At 73.6% G+C, this 17,684-nt stretch carries 13 protein-coding genes; 2 read left to right on the top strand and 11 right to left on the bottom strand.

The genetic code is table 11. From position 1 onward, the window contains the following. Positions 1 to 14: 14 nt before the first annotated feature. The 8 genes from EES43_RS06885 to EES43_RS06850 form a co-directional block, all read right to left on the bottom strand. Positions 15 to 536: a DUF4240 domain-containing protein gene (locus EES43_RS06885; RefSeq protein ID WP_124271823.1), complete on the bottom strand. Its 522-nt coding sequence runs from the start codon at positions 534 to 536 to the stop codon at positions 15 to 17. A gap of 62 nt (positions 537 to 598) precedes the next feature. Continuing rightward, positions 599 to 1,573 (bottom strand): helix-turn-helix transcriptional regulator, encoded by a 975-nt coding sequence (locus tag EES43_RS06880; RefSeq protein ID WP_124267891.1) that lies wholly within the window; start codon positions 1,571 to 1,573, stop codon positions 599 to 601. Between the two features lie 186 nt (positions 1,574 to 1,759). After that, complete coding sequence (aceE, locus tag EES43_RS06875) at positions 1,760 to 4,429, bottom strand: pyruvate dehydrogenase (acetyl-transferring), homodimeric type (protein WP_124267890.1); 2,670 nt, start codon at positions 4,427 to 4,429, stop codon at positions 1,760 to 1,762. A gap of 256 nt (positions 4,430 to 4,685) precedes the next feature. Further along, on the bottom strand, positions 4,686 to 5,309 hold the full coding sequence (locus EES43_RS06870; protein ID WP_124267889.1) for a GntR family transcriptional regulator: 624 nt from the start codon (positions 5,307 to 5,309) through the stop codon (positions 4,686 to 4,688). 224 nt (positions 5,310 to 5,533) lie between these two features. Then, positions 5,534 to 7,387, bottom strand: a complete 1,854-nt coding sequence (gene sucB / locus EES43_RS06865; RefSeq protein ID WP_124267888.1) for a 2-oxoglutarate dehydrogenase, E2 component, dihydrolipoamide succinyltransferase — start codon at positions 7,385 to 7,387, stop codon at positions 5,534 to 5,536. 62 nt (positions 7,388 to 7,449) lie between these two features. Then, positions 7,450 to 8,838: a dihydrolipoyl dehydrogenase gene (lpdA, locus tag EES43_RS06860; protein WP_124267887.1), complete on the bottom strand. Its 1,389-nt coding sequence runs from the start codon at positions 8,836 to 8,838 to the stop codon at positions 7,450 to 7,452. Positions 8,839 to 9,216: 378 nt separating this feature from the next. Beyond that, positions 9,217 to 10,788, bottom strand: a complete 1,572-nt coding sequence (locus EES43_RS06855; protein ID WP_124267886.1) for a leucyl aminopeptidase — start codon at positions 10,786 to 10,788, stop codon at positions 9,217 to 9,219. A gap of 200 nt (positions 10,789 to 10,988) precedes the next feature. After that, the gene (locus EES43_RS06850) at positions 10,989 to 11,771 is read right to left on the bottom strand and encodes an adenosylcobinamide-GDP ribazoletransferase (protein ID WP_124267885.1); all 783 of its coding nucleotides are present in this window, start codon (positions 11,769 to 11,771) and stop codon (positions 10,989 to 10,991) included. 88 nt (positions 11,772 to 11,859) lie between these two features. Between EES43_RS06850 and EES43_RS06845 the strand changes: the two genes are divergently transcribed. Next, entirely contained in the window at positions 11,860 to 12,624 is a 765-nt protein-coding gene (locus EES43_RS06845; RefSeq protein ID WP_124267884.1) for a hypothetical protein, read from the top strand. 114 nt (positions 12,625 to 12,738) lie between these two features. Here EES43_RS06845 and EES43_RS06840 read toward each other — a convergent pair whose 3' ends face one another. The 3 genes from EES43_RS06840 to EES43_RS06830 all read right to left on the bottom strand — a co-directional run bounded on the left by EES43_RS06840 (position 12,739) and on the right by EES43_RS06830 (position 17,290). Next, complete coding sequence (locus EES43_RS06840) at positions 12,739 to 14,526, bottom strand: phosphatidylglycerol lysyltransferase domain-containing protein (RefSeq protein WP_124267883.1); 1,788 nt, start codon at positions 14,524 to 14,526, stop codon at positions 12,739 to 12,741. 179 nt (positions 14,527 to 14,705) lie between these two features. Further along, the gene (cobT, locus tag EES43_RS06835) at positions 14,706 to 15,866 is read right to left on the bottom strand and encodes a nicotinate-nucleotide--dimethylbenzimidazole phosphoribosyltransferase (RefSeq protein WP_241192614.1); all 1,161 of its coding nucleotides are present in this window, start codon (positions 15,864 to 15,866) and stop codon (positions 14,706 to 14,708) included. Positions 15,867 to 16,087: 221 nt separating this feature from the next. Beyond that, the gene (locus EES43_RS06830; protein ID WP_124267882.1) at positions 16,088 to 17,290 is read right to left on the bottom strand and encodes a bifunctional adenosylcobinamide kinase/adenosylcobinamide-phosphate guanylyltransferase; all 1,203 of its coding nucleotides are present in this window, start codon (positions 17,288 to 17,290) and stop codon (positions 16,088 to 16,090) included. 78 nt (positions 17,291 to 17,368) lie between these two features. On the opposite strand from EES43_RS06830, the gene EES43_RS06825 reads away from it, so the two are divergent. Then, entirely contained in the window at positions 17,369 to 17,578 is a 210-nt protein-coding gene (locus EES43_RS06825; protein WP_124267881.1) for a hypothetical protein, read from the top strand. Positions 17,579 to 17,684: the final 106 nt, after the last annotated feature.

The following is a 17,684-nucleotide window of genomic DNA, read 5'->3' as shown; positions in this document are numbered from 1 at the left end:
CCCGGCCCGGCGGCTCAGCCCGGTCCGAACCGGTCCCGCAGCCCGGGGTAGCGGGCGGCCAGGGCCTCCTCGTCCTCGAAGTCGAACGGCGTGCCCAGCGGGTCGGCGCTCTGCGGCGGCAGCCCCAGGTCCGGGGCGACCACGCCGGTCAACTGCTCGTACGCCTCGTCGGCCGCGTACCCCAGGTCCTCGCCGTCGCCGTCGATCTCCTCGTCGAAGTCGTCCAGCAGCTCCGCCAGGCTGTCCGGGTCGTGCAGCGCGCCCTCGAAGACCTCCCGGCCCTGGCCGATCAGCCAGCACCGGAAGTAGTCGAACGCGTCGTCGCTCGCGCCGCCCAGCAGTACGGCCGCCGCGCCCCACACGTCCCAGCGGTAGGCGCGGTTGTAGCGGGCCTCGAAGTGCCGGGCGAAATCCAGCACGGATTCCGGATCGAGCTGCACCAGCCGCTCCACGAGCAGATCGGCCTGTTCCTCGGGGTCCCCCTCGGCGGCCTCGCGGGTGCTGTCGACGATCTCCCAGAACTCCGTCTCGTCCATCACGGGTCCAGCATCCAGCCTGCCGGGTGGGCCCGCACGCCCAGACGGCGAAAAGAAGCCCTTCAGCGATACAGCTCGCGCAGGCGTTCGGCCGCCTCGGCGAACCGGCTCCGCAGGGCCGGCGGAGCCAGGACCTCCAACTCGGGGCCGAGCGCCAGCAGCTGGCTGTACGCCACCTCCAGTGATTCCACGGGCAGCGTGACCGTGCGCAGCCCGTCCGGACCGGCCGGCGCCGCCTCGGCGAGCGCCGCCTCGGCCGCCGCCCGGTCGCCCGCGCGCGCCAGTTGCCGCGCTCCGCTTTCGCTCACCCGTACGGTCACCTCGGTACGCAGCAGGGACCGGGCGAAGTCGGCGGCACGCTCCGCCCAGAACCCGGGCAGGTCGAAGGCCGCGTCCCGCTCGAAGCGCTCCTCGCCCGCCGTCACCGCCGTGAAGCGGTCGATCCGGTAGACCCGGAAGTCGTCCGCGACCCGGGCGCACAGGTACCAGACCCCTGCTTTCAGGACGAGCCCGTACGGAGCGAGCTCCCGCTCCACCTCCGTACCGTCGCGACCGCCCCTGCGGTACCGGGCGCGCAGCAGCCGGTCGTCCCATACCGCGTCCGCCACGACGGGCAGCAGATCGGGAGTGGCCGGTTCGTGGTACCAGGACGGGGCGTCGAGGTGGAAGCGCCGGGCGGCGGAGGCGGAGGCGTCGCGCAGCGAGGGCAGCAGCGCCGCCGACACCTTGAGCCGCGCGGCCGACGCCGCGTCCTCCAGACCCATCTCGCGCAGCGCCGAGGGCAGCCCCGACAGGAACAGCGCCTCCGCCTCGTCGCGGGCCAGGCCCGTCAGCCGGGTGCGGTAGCCGCCGACCAGCCGGTAGCCGCCCGCCCGGCCCCGCTCGGCGTAGACCGGGACGCCCGCCTCGGACAGGGCCTGGGCGTCCCGGGTCACGGTCCGCTCCGACACCTCCAGCTCCGCCGCGAGTTCGGCGGCGGTCATGGCGGGGCGGGACTGCAGGAGCAGCACCATCTTGATCAGCCGGGCAGCGCGCATGCGTCCATTGTGGCCGCCGCGTCCACGGCGGCCCCGGCCCGAGACGGCCCGAGACGGCCCGTGACGGGCGCTGCGGGCGCTGCGGGCGCGACGGCATGCGCGAACCCCCGGCCGCCGGGGCGGGGCGCTGTCGGACGCGCCCGCCCCGGCGGCCGGGGGTTCGGGGACCTGCGGTGGAGCCGGGCGTCAGAGCCCGTAACGCTCCCGGGCCTCCTTGACGGCGGAGGCCGGGACCTCGCCGCGCCGGGCCAGCTGCGCCAGCGCGGCGACCGCGATCGACCGCGCGTCGACGCCGAAGTGGCGGCGGGCCGCGTCACGGGTGTCGGAGAGGCCGAAACCGTCCGTGCCGAGCGAGGACCAGTCCTGCTCCACCCACTGGCTGATCTGGTCCGGCACCTGGCGCATCCAGTCGCTGACCGCGAGCACCGGGCCCGGGGCCCCGGAGAGCGCCTGCGTCACGTACGGAAGACGCATCTCGCCGCGGAGCAGCGCCTCGTCGGCCGCCAGCGCGTCCCGGCGCAGCTCGCCCCAGGAGGTGGCGGACCAGACGTCGGTGGTGATGCCCCAGTCGGCGGCCAGCAGCTCCTGGGCCTCCAGCGCCCAGTGGATCGCCGTGCCGGAGGCCAGCAGTTGCAGGCGCGGCGCGTCCGCCGCCGCGGGCGTGCCCTCCTTGAAGCGGTACAGGCCCTTGAGGATGCCCTCCTCGACGCCCGCGGGCATCGCGGGCTGGGGCTTCGGCTCGTTGTAGACCGTCAGGTAGTAGAAGACGTCCTCGGCCTGGGGCCCGTACATCCGGCGCAGACCGTCCTTGACGATCACCGCGATCTCGTACGCGAACGCCGGGTCGTAGTTGAGCGAGGCCGGGTTGGTGGCCGCGATCAGGTGCGAGTGGCCGTCCGCGTGCTGGAGGCCCTCACCCGTCAGGGTCGTACGGCCCGCCGTCGCGCCGACGATGAAGCCCTTGCCGAGCTGGTCGGCGAGCTGCCACATCTGGTCGCCGGTCCGCTGCCAGCCGAACATCGAGTAGAAGATGTAGAACGGGATCATCGTCTCGCCGTGCGTCGCGTACGACGTGGCGGCGGCGATGAAGTCGGCCATGGCCCCGGCCTCGGTGATCCCCTCGTTGAGGATCTGGCCGTCCTTGGCCTCCTTGTAGTACATCAGCTGGTCGCGGTCGACCGGCTCGTACGTCTGGCCCAGCGGCGAGTAGATGCCGGCGGACGGGAAGAGGGACTCCATACCGAAGGTACGGGCCTCGTCCGGGACGATCGGCACCCAGCGCCTGCCGGTCTGCTTGTCCCGCATCAGGTCCTTCACCAGGCGGACGAACGCCATGGTGGTGGCCATCTCCTGCTTGCCGGACCCCTTGTACAGGGCCGTGAACGCGCGCTCCTCCGGCTCCGGCAGCGCCACCGCGTGCACCCGGCGGGCGGGGGCGGGGCCGCCGAGGGCGGCGCGGCGCTCCTGGAGGTAGCGGACCTCGGGGGAGTCGGCGCCCGGGTGGCCGTAGGGGACCAGGCCGTCGGCGAAGGCGCTGTCCGGGATCGGGAGGCCGAGCAGCTCGCGCATGCCCTTGAACTCGTCGATCGACAGCTTCTTCATCTGGTGGTTGGCGTTCTTGGACTCGAAGCCCTTGCCGAGCGTGTAGCCCTTGACCGTCTGGGCGAGGATGACGGTCGGCGCGCCCTTGTGCTCGACGGCCGCCCGGTACGCCGCGTACACCTTGCGGGCCTCGTGGCCGCCGCGCGAGGTGTAGAAGCACTCGGCGATCTTCGCGTCGCTGAGCAGCTTCGCCAGCTCGGCGAGCGCGGGCTCGGCGCCGAAGAAGTGCTCGCGGATGTAGGCGACGTCGCGGGTGGCGTACGTCTGGAACTGGGCGTCCGGCACCGCGCGCAGCCGCCGCACCAGCGCACCCGTGGTGTCCAGCTGGAACAGCTCGTCCCAGGCGCTGCCCCAGAGCGTCTTGACGACGTTCCAGCCGGCCCCGCGGAACGCGCCCTCCAGCTCCTGGACCACGCGGAAGTTGGCGCGGACCGGCCCGTCGAGGCGCTGGAGGTTGCAGTTGATGACGAAGGTGAGGTTGTCCAGCCCCTCCCGCGCCGCCAGTGCCAGGGCCGCGGTCGACTCGGGCTCGTCCATCTCGCCGTCGCCCAGGAAGGCCCAGACGTGCGAGTTCGAGGTGTCCTTGATGCCGCGGTTGGCCAGATAGCGGTTGAAGCGCGCCTGGTAGATGGCCGAGAGCGGGCCGAGGCCCATCGACACGGTGGGGAACTCCCACAGCCAGGGCAGCCGCCGCGGGTGCGGGTAGGAGGGCAGGCCCTCGCCGCCCGCCTCCTGGCGGAAGTTGTCGAGCTGCTGCTCGCTGATCCGGCCGTCCAGGAAGGCGCGGGCGTAGATGCCGGGGGAGGCGTGGCCCTGGATGTAGAGCTGGTCGCCGCTGCCGTCCCCCTCCTTGCCGCGGAAGAAGTGGTTGAAGCCGGTCTCGTAGAGCCAGGCCGCCGAGGCGAAGGTGGCGATGTGGCCGCCGACCCCGTAGCGGGCGCCCCGGGTCACCATCGCCGCCGCGTTCCAGCGGTTCCACGCGGTGATCCTCGACTCCATCTCCAGGTCGCCGTCGAACGCGGGCTCGGCGGCGGTCGGGATGGTGTTGACGTAATCGGTCTCCAGCAGCTTGGGCAGCGCGAGACCGGCGCCCTCGGCGTGCTGGAGCGAGCGGCGCATCAGGTACGCGGCGCGGTGCGGGCCGGCGGCCTTGGTGACGGCGTCCAGGGAGGCCGCCCATTCGGCGGTCTCCTCGGGGTCGCGGTCCGGGAGCTGGTCGAGCTCGCTCGGAAGCTTTCCTACGGGGTCGGTCATGATCGCCGCCTTCCGGAGAGGAGGGGGGTGGAGAAGTCCCTGACGGGCAGGACAGGGCGATGGGGCCGGTGGGCCCGCGAAGTGAACTGTAGGACGCTGATCGATGATCGATCAAAGATTTGAAGGCAAAACTTCTCGATCTGAAGAAAAGTGGCATTCCGTGCCTCGAAACGGGGCACGCAGTGACGCCTCAAAGGCGGCAAAAAGGGCGCTGACCTGCACGGAAGAGCGAGCCGGCCGCCAGATGACGCGGCCGTCAGGCGCGCGGCGCGCAGCCCAGGACATGCGCCTTCACCAGCTCGCCGATCTGCGGGTCGTGCCGCAGGAACGCGTCGATCAGCGCCTCGTGCTCCTCCGCGTACGACTTCTGCACCGTGCCCAGCCAGCGGATCGACAGGGCCGTGAACACCTCGATGCCCAGCCCCTCCCAGGTGTGCAGCAGGACCGCGTTCCCCGCGGCCCGCACCAGCTCCCGGTGGAAGCCCACCGTGTGCCGCACCTGCGCCTCGCCGTCCGCCCGCCGGTCCGCCTCGTACAGGGCGGCCACGTGCGGCGCCAGCGCCGAGCAGTCCCGGCCGAGCCGGGAGGCCGCCAGCTCGGCCGCGATCTGCTCCAGACCGGCCCGGACCGGATAGCTCTCCTCCAGGTCCGCGGCGGTCAGACTGCGCACCCGCACGCCCTTGTTGGGAGCCGACTCGATCAGCCGGAGCGTCTCCAGCTCGCGCAGGGCCTCGCGCACCGGCGTCTGGCTGACCTCCAGCTCGGTGGCGATCCGGCGCTCCACGATCCGCTCGCCCGGCTTCCAGCGCCCGCTGACGATCCCCTCCACGATGTGCTCGCGGATCTGTTCGCGCAGCGAGTGGACGACGGGCGGGGTCATGGAGCGCTCCTTCGGGGCAGACCGGTGCGGCCTACGTCATCACGGTGGCGGCGGGCCGCCCGCGGTGTCAGACCGAGCGGCGCGTGGCGGGCGGCGGCGCGGGGCAGGCCCGCTCCCTCCTCCACCCTCCGTGCGTCGCTCGGTCTTAGACAATACGGCGGCGCCCCCGCCCGGAAGGGTTCCGGACGGGGGCGCCGCTGGTGAGGCTGGTTACAGGCGGTGGTTCAGAGGCCGAGCTCGACCTCGAACTCGCCGGCCTCCAGGATCGCCTTGACCGAGGTCAGGTAACGGGCGGCGTCCGCGCCGTCGACCAGACGGTGGTCGTAGGAGAGCGCGAGGTAGGTCATGTCGCGCACCGCGATGGTCTCGCCGAGGTCCGGGTGGTCGATGACCACCGGACGGCGGACCGTCGCGCCGATGCCCAGGATGGCGGCCTGGTTCGGCGGGACGATGACGGTGTCGAACAGCGCACCGCGCGAACCGGTGTTGCTGATGGTGAAGGTGGCGCCGGACATGTCGTCCGGGGTCAGGCCGCCACCGCGGGCCTTGCCGGCCAGCTCGGCGGTCTTCTTCGAGATGCCGGCGATGTTCAGGTCGCCCGCACCCTTGATGACCGGGGTCATCAGACCCTTCTCGGCGTCCACGGCGATGCCGATGTTCTCCGAGTCGAAGTACGTGATGGTGCCCTCGTCCTCGTTGATCCGGGCGTTGACGACCGGGTGGGCCTTCAGCGCCTGGGCCGCCGCCTTCACGAAGAACGGCATCGGGGACAGCTTGACGCCCTCGCGGGCGGCGAAGGCGGCCTTCGCCTGGTTGCGCAGCTTCATCAGCTTGGTGATGTCGACCTCGACGACCGAGGTCAGCTGGGCCTGCGAGTGCAGCGCCTTCATCATGTTGTCGCCGATGACCTTGCGCATGCGGGTCATCTTGACCGTCTGACCGCGCAGCGGGGACGCCTCCAGCTTCGGCGCCTTGGCGGCGGCGGCCGGAGCGGCGGAGGGCGCCGGAGCGGCGGCGGCCTTGGCGGCCTCCGCGGCGGCGACGACGTCCTGCTTGCGGATACGGCCGCCGACGCCGGTGCCCTTGACCGCGCCCAGGTCCACGTTGTTCTCGGACGCGAGCTTGCGGACCAGCGGCGTGACGTACGCGCCGTCGTCGCCGGAGGGCGCGGCGGGGGCCGGGGCGGCCGGGGCCGGGGTGACCGGAGCCGGAGCGGCGGGGGCCGGGGCCGACGGAGCCTGGGCCTGGGCCGGGGCGGCGGGCTGCGGCGGGGCGGCGGGCGCGGCGGCCGGAGCGGCCGGAGCGGCCGGAGCGGCCGGGGCCTCCTGCTTCGGAGCCTCCTGCCGGGGGGCTTCCTCCTGCTTCGGGGCCTCCTGCTGCGGAGCCTCCTGGGCCGGGGCGGCGGGCTGCGCCGGAGCGGCGGCCGGAGCCGAGCCCGGGGCGCCGATGACGGCGAGCTTGGCGCCGACCTCGGCGGTCTCGTCCTCGCCGACCACGATCTCCAGCAGCACGCCGGCGACCGGGGCGGGGATCTCGGTGTCGACCTTGTCCGTGGAGACCTCCAGCAGAGGCTCGTCCTCGGCCACCTCCTCGCCGACCTCCTTCAGCCAGCGGGTGACGGTGCCCTCGGTGACGCTCTCGCCGAGCGCGGGGAGGGTGACGTCGGTGCCCTCGGCGGACGAAGCGCCGGTGGCCGCCTCGGCGGTCGGGGCCTCGGCCGGAGCCTCGGTCTCGGTCGACGGCGCGGTGGGCGCCTCCTCGGCGGCCGGGGCCGGGGTGGCGGCCGGCTCGGTGGACGGGGCCTCGGCGGCAGGCGCCTCGGCGGCGGCCGGAGCGCCCGAGCCGTCGTCGATGACGGCCAGCTCGGCGCCGACCTCGACGGTCTCGTCCTCGGCGACCTTGATGGAGGCCAGAACGCCGGAAGCGGGGGCCGGGATCTCGGTGTCGACCTTGTCGGTCGAGACCTCCAGCAGCGGCTCGTCGGCCTCGACGCGCTCGCCCTCGGCCTTCAGCCAACGGGTGACAGTGCCCTCGGTGACGCTCTCGCCGAGCGCCGGAAGGGTTACGGAAACCGACATGGTTTCAGTTGCTCCTTACGAAAATGCGGAAGTGGTCGGTCGTCGCGCCCGGAACCGGGGGATCAGTCGTGTGAGTGGAGGGGCTTGCCGGCCAGCGCCAGGTGAGCCTCGCCCATCGCCTCGTTCTGGGTCGGGTGGGCGTGGATGAGCTGCGCGACCTCGGCGGGCAGCGCCTCCCAGTTGTAGATCAGCTGGGCTTCGCCGACCTGCTCGCCCATGCGGTCGCCCACCATGTGGACGCCGACCACGGCACCGTCCTTGACCTGGACGAGCTTGATCTCGCCCGCGGTCTTCAGGATCTTGCTCTTGCCGTTGCCCGCGAGGTTGTACTTGAGGGCGACGACCTTGTCCGCACCGTAGATCTCCTTGGCCTTGGCCTCGGTGATGCCGACGGAGGCGACCTCGGGGTGGCAGTACGTCACCCGCGGCACGCCGTCGTAGTCGATCGGGACGGTCTTGAGGCCGGCGAGGCGCTCCGCCACCAGGATGCCCTCGGCGAAGCCGACGTGGGCGAGCTGGAGGGTCGGGACGAGGTCGCCGACGGCCGAGATCGTCGGGACGTTGGTCTGCATGTACTCGTCGACCAGGACGTAGCCGCGGTCCATCGCGACGCCCTGCTCCTCGTAGCCCAGGCCCTGCGAGACCGGGCCGCGGCCGATCGCGACGAGCAGCAGCTCGGCCTCGAACGTCTTGCCGTCGGCCAGGGTGACGCGGACGCCGTCCTGCGTGTACTCGGCCTTCTCGAAGAACGTGCCGAGGTTGAACTTGATGCCGCGCTTGCGGAACGCGCGCTCCAGAAGCTTCGAGCTGTTCTCGTCCTCGACCGGGACGAGGTGCTTGAGGCCCTCGACGACGGTGACCTCGGTGCCGAAGGACTTCCACGCCGAGGCGAACTCGACGCCGATGACGCCGCCGCCCAGCACGATCGCGGTCTTCGGGACACGGTCCATCTTCAGCGCGTGGTCCGAGGAGATGATCCGGTTGCCGTCGATCTCCAGGCCGGGCAGCGACTTCGGCACGGAGCCGGTCGCCAGCAGCACGTGGCGGCCCTGGACGCGCTGGCCGTTCACATCGACGGAGGTCGGCGACGAGAGCGTGCCCTCACCCTCGATGTAGTGGACCTTGCGCGAGGCGATGAGTCCCTGGAGACCCTTGTACAGGCCCGAGATCACCTCGTCCTTGTACGCGTTGACGGCCTCCATGTCGATGCCCTCGAAGGTCGCCTTCACGCCGAACTGGGCCGACTCGCGGGCCTGGTCGGCGATCTCGCCGGCGTGCAGCAGCGCCTTCGTGGGGATGCAGCCGTTGTGCAGGCAGGTGCCGCCGACCTTGCCCTTCTCGATCAGGGCGACGTCCAGGCCCAGCTGCGCTCCGCGCAGGGCCGCGGCGTAACCGCCACTGCCACCGCCGAGGATCACTAGGTCGAAAACGGTGCTGGCGTCGTTCGCCACGTCACGTCCTCCATGCATGTGCGCCGTACGCCGGGCCCCGTCGCTGGGGTGTGACCGGCCGGTCGGCTGGTGTTCGGCCGCTTTTGTCATTCGGCCCTGTGGTGGGGGCCCTGTCCTGCCGAGAACCCATCTTCGCACTTGTCGAAGGCAGGCGGGACGCGGGGCCCGCCTCCGGGACGGAGGATCGTCCGTCCCGGAGGGTTACTGCTGCGTAGACGGCGGCGGATTCGGCGGTTACGTCGAGAGCGAAACCCTCCCGGACCCGCGAACCCTCCCGGACCCGCGAGATACTCCGGACCCGTGGCACTCCTTACCGCTGCCGCACGGACAACACGTACGGCCCCGGACCTGTGCCCGGGGCCGTGCGCGTCGGCTCGCTCAGCCCAGGTCGCCGTCGGCGGTGCGCTCGGCGAGGCGCACCAGGGTGCGGACCGCGGAGCCGGTGCCGCCCTTGGGCGTGTAACCGTACGGAGCGCCCTCGTGGAAGGCCGGGCCCGCGATGTCCAGGTGCGCCCAGGCGATGCCCTCGCCCACGAACTCCTTCAGGAACAGGCCGGCCACCAGGCCGCCGCCCATCCGCTCGCCCATGTTGGCGATGTCGGCGGTGGGGGAGTCCATGCCCTTGCGCAGGTCGGCGGGGAGCGGCATCGGCCAGGACGCCTCGCCGACCTCCTCGGCGATCTCGTGGATCGAGGTGCGGAAGGCGTCGTCGTTCGCCATGACGCCGAAGGTGCGGTTGCCGAGCGCCAGGACCATCGCGCCGGTCAGGGTCGCCACGTCCACGATCGCGTCCGGCTTCTCCTCCGAGGCGCGGGTCAGCGCGTCGGCCAGCACGAGCCGGCCCTCGGCGTCGGTGTTCAGGACCTCGACGGTCTTGCCGCTGTACATGCGCAGCACGTCACCGGGGCGGGTGGCGTTGCCGGAGGGCATGTTCTCGGCCAGGGCCAGCCAGCCGGTGACGTTGACCCGCAGGCCGAGGCGGGCGGCCGAGACGACGGCGGCGAACACGGCGGCGGCGCCGCTCATGTCGCACTTCATCGTCTCGTTGTGGCCGGCCGGCTTGAGCGAGATGCCGCCCGAGTCGTAGGTGATGCCCTTGCCGACGAGGGCGAGGGTCTTCTCGGCCTTGGGGTGGGTGTAGGCGAGCCGCACCAGGCGCGGGCCGTGGGTGGAGCCCTGGCCGACGCCCAGCAGACCGCCGAAGCCGCCCTTGACGAGCGCCTTCTCGTCGAGGACCTGGACCTTGATGCCGTGCTCCTTGCCGGCGGCGGTGGCCACGGCGGCGAAGGACTCGGGGTAGAGGTCGTTGGGCGGGGTGTTGATCAGGTCGCGGGCGCGGTTGATCTCCTCCGCCACGGCGGCGGCACGCTCGGCGGCGGCCTTGAACGCCTTGTCGCGCGGCTTGCCGCCGAGCAGGGCCACCTCGGCGAGCGGCGGCTTCGGGCCGCTGTTCTTGGCGGACTTGCCGGACTTCGCGTCCTTGGGGGCCAGCTTGTTCTCGCCGCCCTGGTAGGCGGTGAAGGCGTACGCGCCGAGCAGCGCGCCCTCCGCGACGGCCGCCGCGTCCTCGATCGAGCCGGTCGGCAGCGCGAAACCGGCCTTCTTCGCTCCGGTCAGAGCGCGGGCCGCGGTGCCCGCGGCCCGGCGCAGCGCCTCGGCGTCGTACGCGTCCGCCTCGGCGGGGACCGGGCCGAGCCCGACCGCGATGACGACCGGGGCCTTCAGGCCGGACGGCGCGGGCAGCTTGGTCAGTTCGCCCTCGGCGCCCGTGGCGCCCAGGGTCTCCAGAACGGTGGCGAGCTTTCCGTCGAACGCCTTGTCCACGGCCTCGGCGCCCGGCGCGAGGACCAGGTGCCCCGACGAGGATCCGGCGCCCTTCGCGACGCCGACGACGAGGGCGTCGGCGCGCAGCGTCGCCGCACCGGCAGTGCTGAGAGTGAGAGCAGTCACGGTGGTGAAATCTCGCTTCCGTTGAGTTCCAGATCGGTCGAGGGGTGGGCCGACCGTGCCCGGCGCATCGTAGACGGCCCGCAATGTGCCGGGAATGAGCCTACGCGCGCCCTTCCTGTCGGGTCAGGGCGGCGGGCCGTTCCGTCGCCGTACGCGCTCCGGCCGCCGGGGCGACCGCCCGGCGTCGGGCGGCGGGCGGGTCAGGGGCCGAGGGCCAGCACCACCAGCGCCGCCGTCACCGCCGTCTCCTCCACACCGCCGAAGACGTCCCCCGTGACCCCGCCCAGCCGCCGTACGCAGTGCCGCAGCAGCAGGTCGGCCGCGGCCAGGGCGAGCAGCACGGCGATCGCCGCGTGCGCCGACCCGTACCCGCCCGGCAGCGCGCCCGCGCCCGCGCACAGCGCCGCCGTCACCGCCACGGCCGCCGCCGCGCGCCCGGCCGGGACGGTGGCCGCGACCATCGCGCCGAGCCCCTCGGGCCGGGCCGCCGGAACGCCCTGACGGGACGCCAGGGTGAGCGCGAGGCGGCCGGTCACGGCGGCCACCACCGCGCCGAGGGCCCCGCGGGCCCAGCCGTCCCCGTACAGCTCGAAGAGCGCGGCGACCTGGGCCAGCAGCACCAGCAGCAGGGTGATCACACCGAACGGCCCAATGTCGGACTGCTTCATGATCCGCAGCGCGTCCCGGGGCGGCCGGGCGCTGCCGAGGCCGTCGGCGGTGTCGGCCAGACCGTCCAGATGCAGCCCCCGCGTGAGGACGGCGGGCACCGCCGCGGAGGCGACCGCCGCGAGCAGCGGCCCCGAGCCGAGCAGCAGCGACAGCGAGCCCGCCCCGGCGGCGAGCACGCCGACGACGAGCCCGGCGAGCGGGGCGAGCAGCATGCCCGCACGGGCCGTCTCGCGGTCCCAGCGGGTCACACGGACGGGGAGCACGGTCAGGGTGCCGAAGGCGAAACGCACGCCGTGGCTGTTCAGGGAGGTCACCGCGGGCAGGCTAGCCGCTGTCCCGCGCCGATAGATTGGGCGAAGCGTCATCAGCGACGCGGATCGGGACGTATCGGGAGTGGGTGGCATGGGTCACTGGTGGCAGAGCAACATCGTCGAGCCGGGCAAGCTCCCGCTGCTGCTCGCGCTGTCCGCCTTCGTGCTGACCTTCGCCGTCACCCGCACCATCACCCGCATGATCCGCGCGGGGAAGGGCCCGTTCCGCAACATCACCCCGGGCGGGGTGCACATCCACCACGTGGTGCCCGGCGTCGTGCTGTCGGTGGTCGGCGGCTTCGGGGCGGTCGCCAGCGGGCGGCAGGGGGTGACCGCGGGGGTCTGCGCGGTGGTCTTCGGGATCGGGGCCGGTCTGGTGCTCGACGAGTTCGCGCTGATCCTGCACCTGGACGACGTGTACTGGACCGAGGAGGGCCGGCAGAGCGTGGAGGTGGTCGTGCTGACCGCCTCGCTCGTCCTGCTGGTCCTCCTCGGCTTCTCGCCGCTCGGGGTGGACGGCGTGAGCGACGACGAGCAGCAGAGCCGGCTCAGCGTCATCACGACGTACGCGATCAGCTTCTGCTTCGTCCTGATCTCGCTGTTCAAGGGCAAGACCCGGATGGCGGTGGTCGGCACGCTCGTCCCGATCGTCGCGCTGATCGGCGCCATCCGCCTGGCCCGGCCGACCTCGCTCTGGGCGCGGCGCTTCTACCGCAACCGCCACCGCGCCCGCTCCCGGGCGGTGCTGCGCGCCTACCACCACGACGTGCGGTGGGCCGGGCCCCGGCGCAGGTTCCAGGACCTCATCGGGGGCACCCCGGACCGGCCCCCGCTGCCCCCCGCCCGCAAGCCCTGACGGTCCCGGCCCGCAAGCCTGGCGGTCCCGCCCCGCAAGCCCTGACGGTCCCGACGGTCCCGACGCCGGCCGCGCCACGCGCGCGTACGCCGCACAGCGCCGGGAGGCGGCGGCTCATCCGCGGGCGTCCAGGCGCGGGCGGCGCAGCCACGCCGGGAGCGTCGGAGCCGGCAGGAACCCCTCGGCGCGGCCCGCCGCCAGGGAGACGCGCGCCAGGTCGGCGCTCTTCTCGAACAGCATGAAGCGCGGCTCCCAGATCGGCCGGTACTTGGCGTTGGCGCGGTAGAGCGACTCGATCTGCCACCAGCGCGAGAAGAAGGTCAGCAGCGAACGCCACAGCCTCAGCACCGGTCCCGCACCGAGCCGCGATCCCCGTTCGAAGACGGACCGGAACATCGCGAAGTTGAGCGACACCTGGGTGATCCCGATCTCGCCGGAGCGGCGGAGCAGGTCGATGACCATGAACTCCGTCAGGCCGTTCTCCGCGTTCCGGTCGCGGCGCATCAGGTCCAGCGAGAGGCCGTTCGGCCCCCACGGCACGAAGCTCAGGATCGCGCGCAGTTCGCCCGGCCTCCCGTCCTCGCCGGCCTGGCGGCACTCCAGCATCACGCACCGGCCGTCCGCCGGATCGCCGAGCCGCCCCAGCGCCATCGAGAAGCCCCGCTCGGTTGCCCCGTCGCGCCAGTCGTCGGCGCGCCGCACCAACTGGGCCATCTCGTCCCCGGGGATCTCCGCGTGCCGCCGGATCCGCACCGTGTACCCGGCGCGCCCCACCCGGTTGTACGCCTGGCGCACGCCGCGCATCGCCCGCCCGTCCAGCGTGAAGTCCGCCGTCTCCACGATCGCCTCGTCGCCCAGTTCGAGCGCGTCCAGGCCGTGCCGGGCGTAGACGGTGCCCGCCTCCTCGCTCGCACCCATCACGGCCGGGATCCAGCCGTGCTCCCGGGCCTCGGCCAGCCACGGCTCGATCGCCCCCGGCCATGCCTCCGGATCCCCGACCGGGTCGCCCGAGGCCAGCGAGACACCGCCGACCACCCGGTAGACCACGGCGGCCTTGCGGGTCGGCGACCACAGCGCGCTCTTCTCGCGGCGCAGCGCGAAGTAGCCGAGCGAGTCGCGGTCGCCGTACCTGTCGAGCAGCGCGCGGAGCCCCGCCTCGTCCTCCGCAGTGAGCGCGTCGAGCGACCGGCGCGAGCGGAAGGCCGCGTACACGACGGCGATCAGCAGCAGCGTCGACAGGATGTTGATGACCACGTCGACCCAGCCGGGCACGGCGATCCCGGGGAAGCGCGCGTCGTCGGAGGACACCGAGACCAGCCGCAGCGCCCCGTAGCGCCAGCGGTCCCAGAACGTGGAGCGGTACTCGTCGTGGGCGGTGTCCGTGACGGTGACCAGCGCCGCGGCGACCAGCGAGGTGACCAGCAGCCCGACCACCGCGACCAGGGCCGCGAGCCTCGGGTTGGAGCGGTCGCCCTTGGCGTAGAACTCCCGCCGGCCGAGCAGCAGGGCCGAGACGAACGCGGCGGTCAGCCCCAGCGAGACCCAGTTCTGCGGGTACTGCCGGACCTCCGCGAAGACGAGGGCGAGGACGAACGCGAGCAGCAGCAGGCCGCTCAGCACCAGGTTGACGATCCAGGCGGCCCGTTTGCGCCGGCGCATGGTGATCGCCAGGAACAGCGCGATCACGCCGGAGGAGAACCCGGCCGTCAGCAGATACGGCGTGAAGTGGTCCTCGGTGTCGTGACGCCGCAGGTCCTGACCGAGGGTGACCCAGACGGCGCTCAGGAAATCGATGAACGAGACGACGCGCAGGTACCAGACGGCGAAGGCCGCGGAGCGCCGCGACCGGGCGCTGCCGCGTCCGGTCGCCACGTTCGCGCCGGCCGATCGAACCTCTCCCATGAGAATCGATCATATGGCGCTTGACGGACATATGGGCGGTGGGGTCGTTCCTGAGGTCCGCAGGGGCCGACCGCTCCTGAGATCCGCAGAGGCCGGCCGCTCCTGAGGTCCGCACGGCTCGCGGAGCGCCCCGGATCCGGCCCGCGTCCACGGTGCCGGCTCAGCGGTGCGGCTGCGGCTCAGCCTCCGTCGGCGGCCCCGGCTCCCACTCCGCCGGCGGGCTCGGCCGCCCGGCTGTCCGGCCCGTCCGGCGTCCCGTCCTCCCGCACCGGCTCCCGCTCCTGCTGGGGCTCCGGCTCGGGCTCGGGGCGCTCCGGCAGCTCGGCGGCGAGCGCCGCCGCGGCCTGCACCAGCGGCAGCGCCAGCAGCGCCCCGCTGCCCTCGCCGACCGTCACACCGTGGTCCAGCAGCGGGGTGAGGGCCATCCGGTCCAGCGCCTTCGTCTGCGCGGGCTCCCCGCTCACCTGCCCGGCCAGCCACCAGTCCGGAGCCCGGAACGCCGCCCGCTGCGCCACCAGCGCACAGGCGGCCGAGACGACCCCGTCCAGGATCACCGGCATCCGGCGCACCGCCGACTGGAGCAGGAACCCCGTCATCGCCGCCAGATCCGCGCCGCCCACCGCGGCCAGCAGCTCCACCTGGTCGCCGAGCACCGGCCGCGCCCGCCGCAGCGCGTCCCGCACCGCGGCGCACTTGCGCATCCACGCCAGGTCGTCGATGCCCGCCCCGCCGCGCCCCGTCACCACGGAGGCGTCCGTACCGCACAGCGCCGCGATGAGCGTCGCCGCGGCCGTGGTCCCGCCGACGCTCAGATCGCCGAGGACCACGAGATCCGTCCCGGAGTCCGCCTCCTCGTCCGCGATGGCCATCCCCAGGCGGACCGCCCGCTCGGCCTCCTCGGCGCTCAGCGCGTCCTCGACGTCGATCCGGCCCGAACCGCGCCGCACCCGGTGGCGCACGACCGACTCCGGCAGCAGCTCCGGGTCGCAATCGATGCCGGCGTCCACGATCCGCATCGGCACCGCGAAGCGGCGGGCCAGCACCGCCACCGGGCTGGAACCGTCGAGCGCGGCCCGGACCAGCTCATGGGTGGTGCCCGCCGCTCGGCCCGAGACGCCCAGCTCCGCCACGCCGTGGTCGCCCGCGAAGATCACCAGACGCGGCTGTGCGACGGCCCTGACCGGTACGGACTGCTGCGCGGCGCTCAGCCACTCGGCCAGTTCGTCGAGCCGGCCCAGCGCCCCCGGCGGAACGATCAGCCGCTCCCGCCGTTCCTCGGCATCGCGCCGGACACCCCCGTCGGGGCGTTCGATCAGGTCGGAGAAGTCGTCCAGGTTCACGGAGTCTGCCTCGCGGGTCGTCACGTCGGGGTCCGGGAGCCCGCCGGGGACTCCTGCCCGGAACAGTACCGCCCGCCCTCCGCGGCCGACCCGCGCCCGAAGGCCGCTCCGGCCCGGGGCCCGCGCGCCCTGAGCCTCCGCAACCGGCACGGTCCCGCGCGCCCGGCAGTCCCCGGCCCCGGGGCGCGCTCAGCCGCGCGGGACGGCCCCGGGACCCGCGCTCAGCCGCGCAGGACCACCACCTGGCCCGCCACCACCAGCAGGACCTCTTCGCACTCGGCGGCCACCGCCGCGTTCAGCCGCCCCAGCTCGTCCCGGAACCGGCGCCCCGACGCCGTCGCCGGAACCACCCCGGAACCCACCTCGTTGGTCACCAGCACCACGCTCCGCCGCGTCCCGCGCACCGCGCCGACCAGCTCCGCGACCCGGGCCCGCAACGCCGCCTCGCCGCCCCGCGCCCACCGCTCGTCCTCCCAGGCCCCCACCCGGTCCATCGCGTCCGTCAGCCACAGCGACAGGCAGTCGATCAGCAGCGGCGGCCCGTCGGCGGCCAGCAGCTCCGCGGGCTCGCAGGTCTCCTCGGTCCGCCAGCCGCCGGGCCTGCGCTCGCGGTGCGCCCCCACCCGGGCCGCCCACTCCGCGTCCCCGTCCCGCCGCCCGCCCGTTGCCACGTACACCACCCCGGGGAACGTCTCCAGCCGCCGCTCGGCCACCAGCGACTTGCCCGACCGCGCGCCGCCCGTCACCAGCACCCGCCGCGGCACGTCCGGCACCGCCCGGTAGTCGCCGACCACCAGCGTCGTACCGTCCGGCACCGCCCGCGCCCCGGCCGCCGCGAGCCGCCGCTCCAGCGCCGCGCCGGGCTGCGCGTCATGGTCCAGATGGACCGCGATCACCTCGGTCGCCGGGCCGATCGCGCCCGCCGCCCGCAGCCGCGCCACCGCGTCGGGCCGCCCGACCACATCGCAGACGACCATGTCGTACGGCCGCTCCACCCGCTCGGCCAGCCCGGCGGGCGCGCCGCCCGGCGGCAGGTACAGCAGCCGTTCGCCCTCCGGGGCGCTCACCTCGTACCCGGTGCCCGGCGCGTCCATCGGCACCGCCCGCACCCGGTGCCCGCTGATCAGCGTCAGCACCTGGCCGTCCGGCACCCGTCCGGCCGGGGGCAGCACCGCGGGCAGCTCGACGGCGGGCCCGTCGTGCGGATGGGTCAGCAGCACCTGGCGCACCGCGCTCAGCGAACGCCCCGCGCGGGCGGCGGCGAAGACCGCCCCCGGGGTCAGGTCGAGCAGCAGCGCCTCGTCGACCAGCAGGGCCGTCGCGGCCCGCGCCCACGGACCGCGGGCGGTCGCGCAGGCGGCACAGGGGCAGGAGGGGCGCGGCAGCCCGTCGGGGGCTCCGGTGCCGAGCAGAGTCAGTTCCACACGTTGATCCTCCCGTGTCCCCGCTCCGGGTGCGCGCCCGGCTAGGCTTCGGGCAGCAACGTGACCCAGGAGGCGGACATGGCGTGGACGTGGCGGTTCGAGAAGTCCGACGGTACGGAGACGGAGCCGGCGTTGCAGCCGGAGGAGTTCACCACCCAGGGCGACGCGGAGTCCTGGATCGGCGAGTTCTGGAAGGAACTGCTGGAGGGCGGCGCTCAGCAGGTGACGCTCTTCGAGGACTCGACCAAGATCTACGGCCCGATGAGCCTGCAGGCCGACGGCGCCTGACCCGGCGCCGGGGACCCGGTGCGAAGGCGAGGGGACCCGGTCACGGACGAGGGGCAGGACCCCGTTACCCGCGACGCGGGGCGGGCGGTACGGGAGCCTCCCGTAC

Source organism: Streptomyces sp. ADI96-02 (assembly GCF_003846185.1).
Lineage (GTDB): Bacteria > Actinomycetota > Actinomycetes > Streptomycetales > Streptomycetaceae > Streptomyces.
This window is presented reverse-complemented; position numbering and strand designations above follow the sequence as displayed.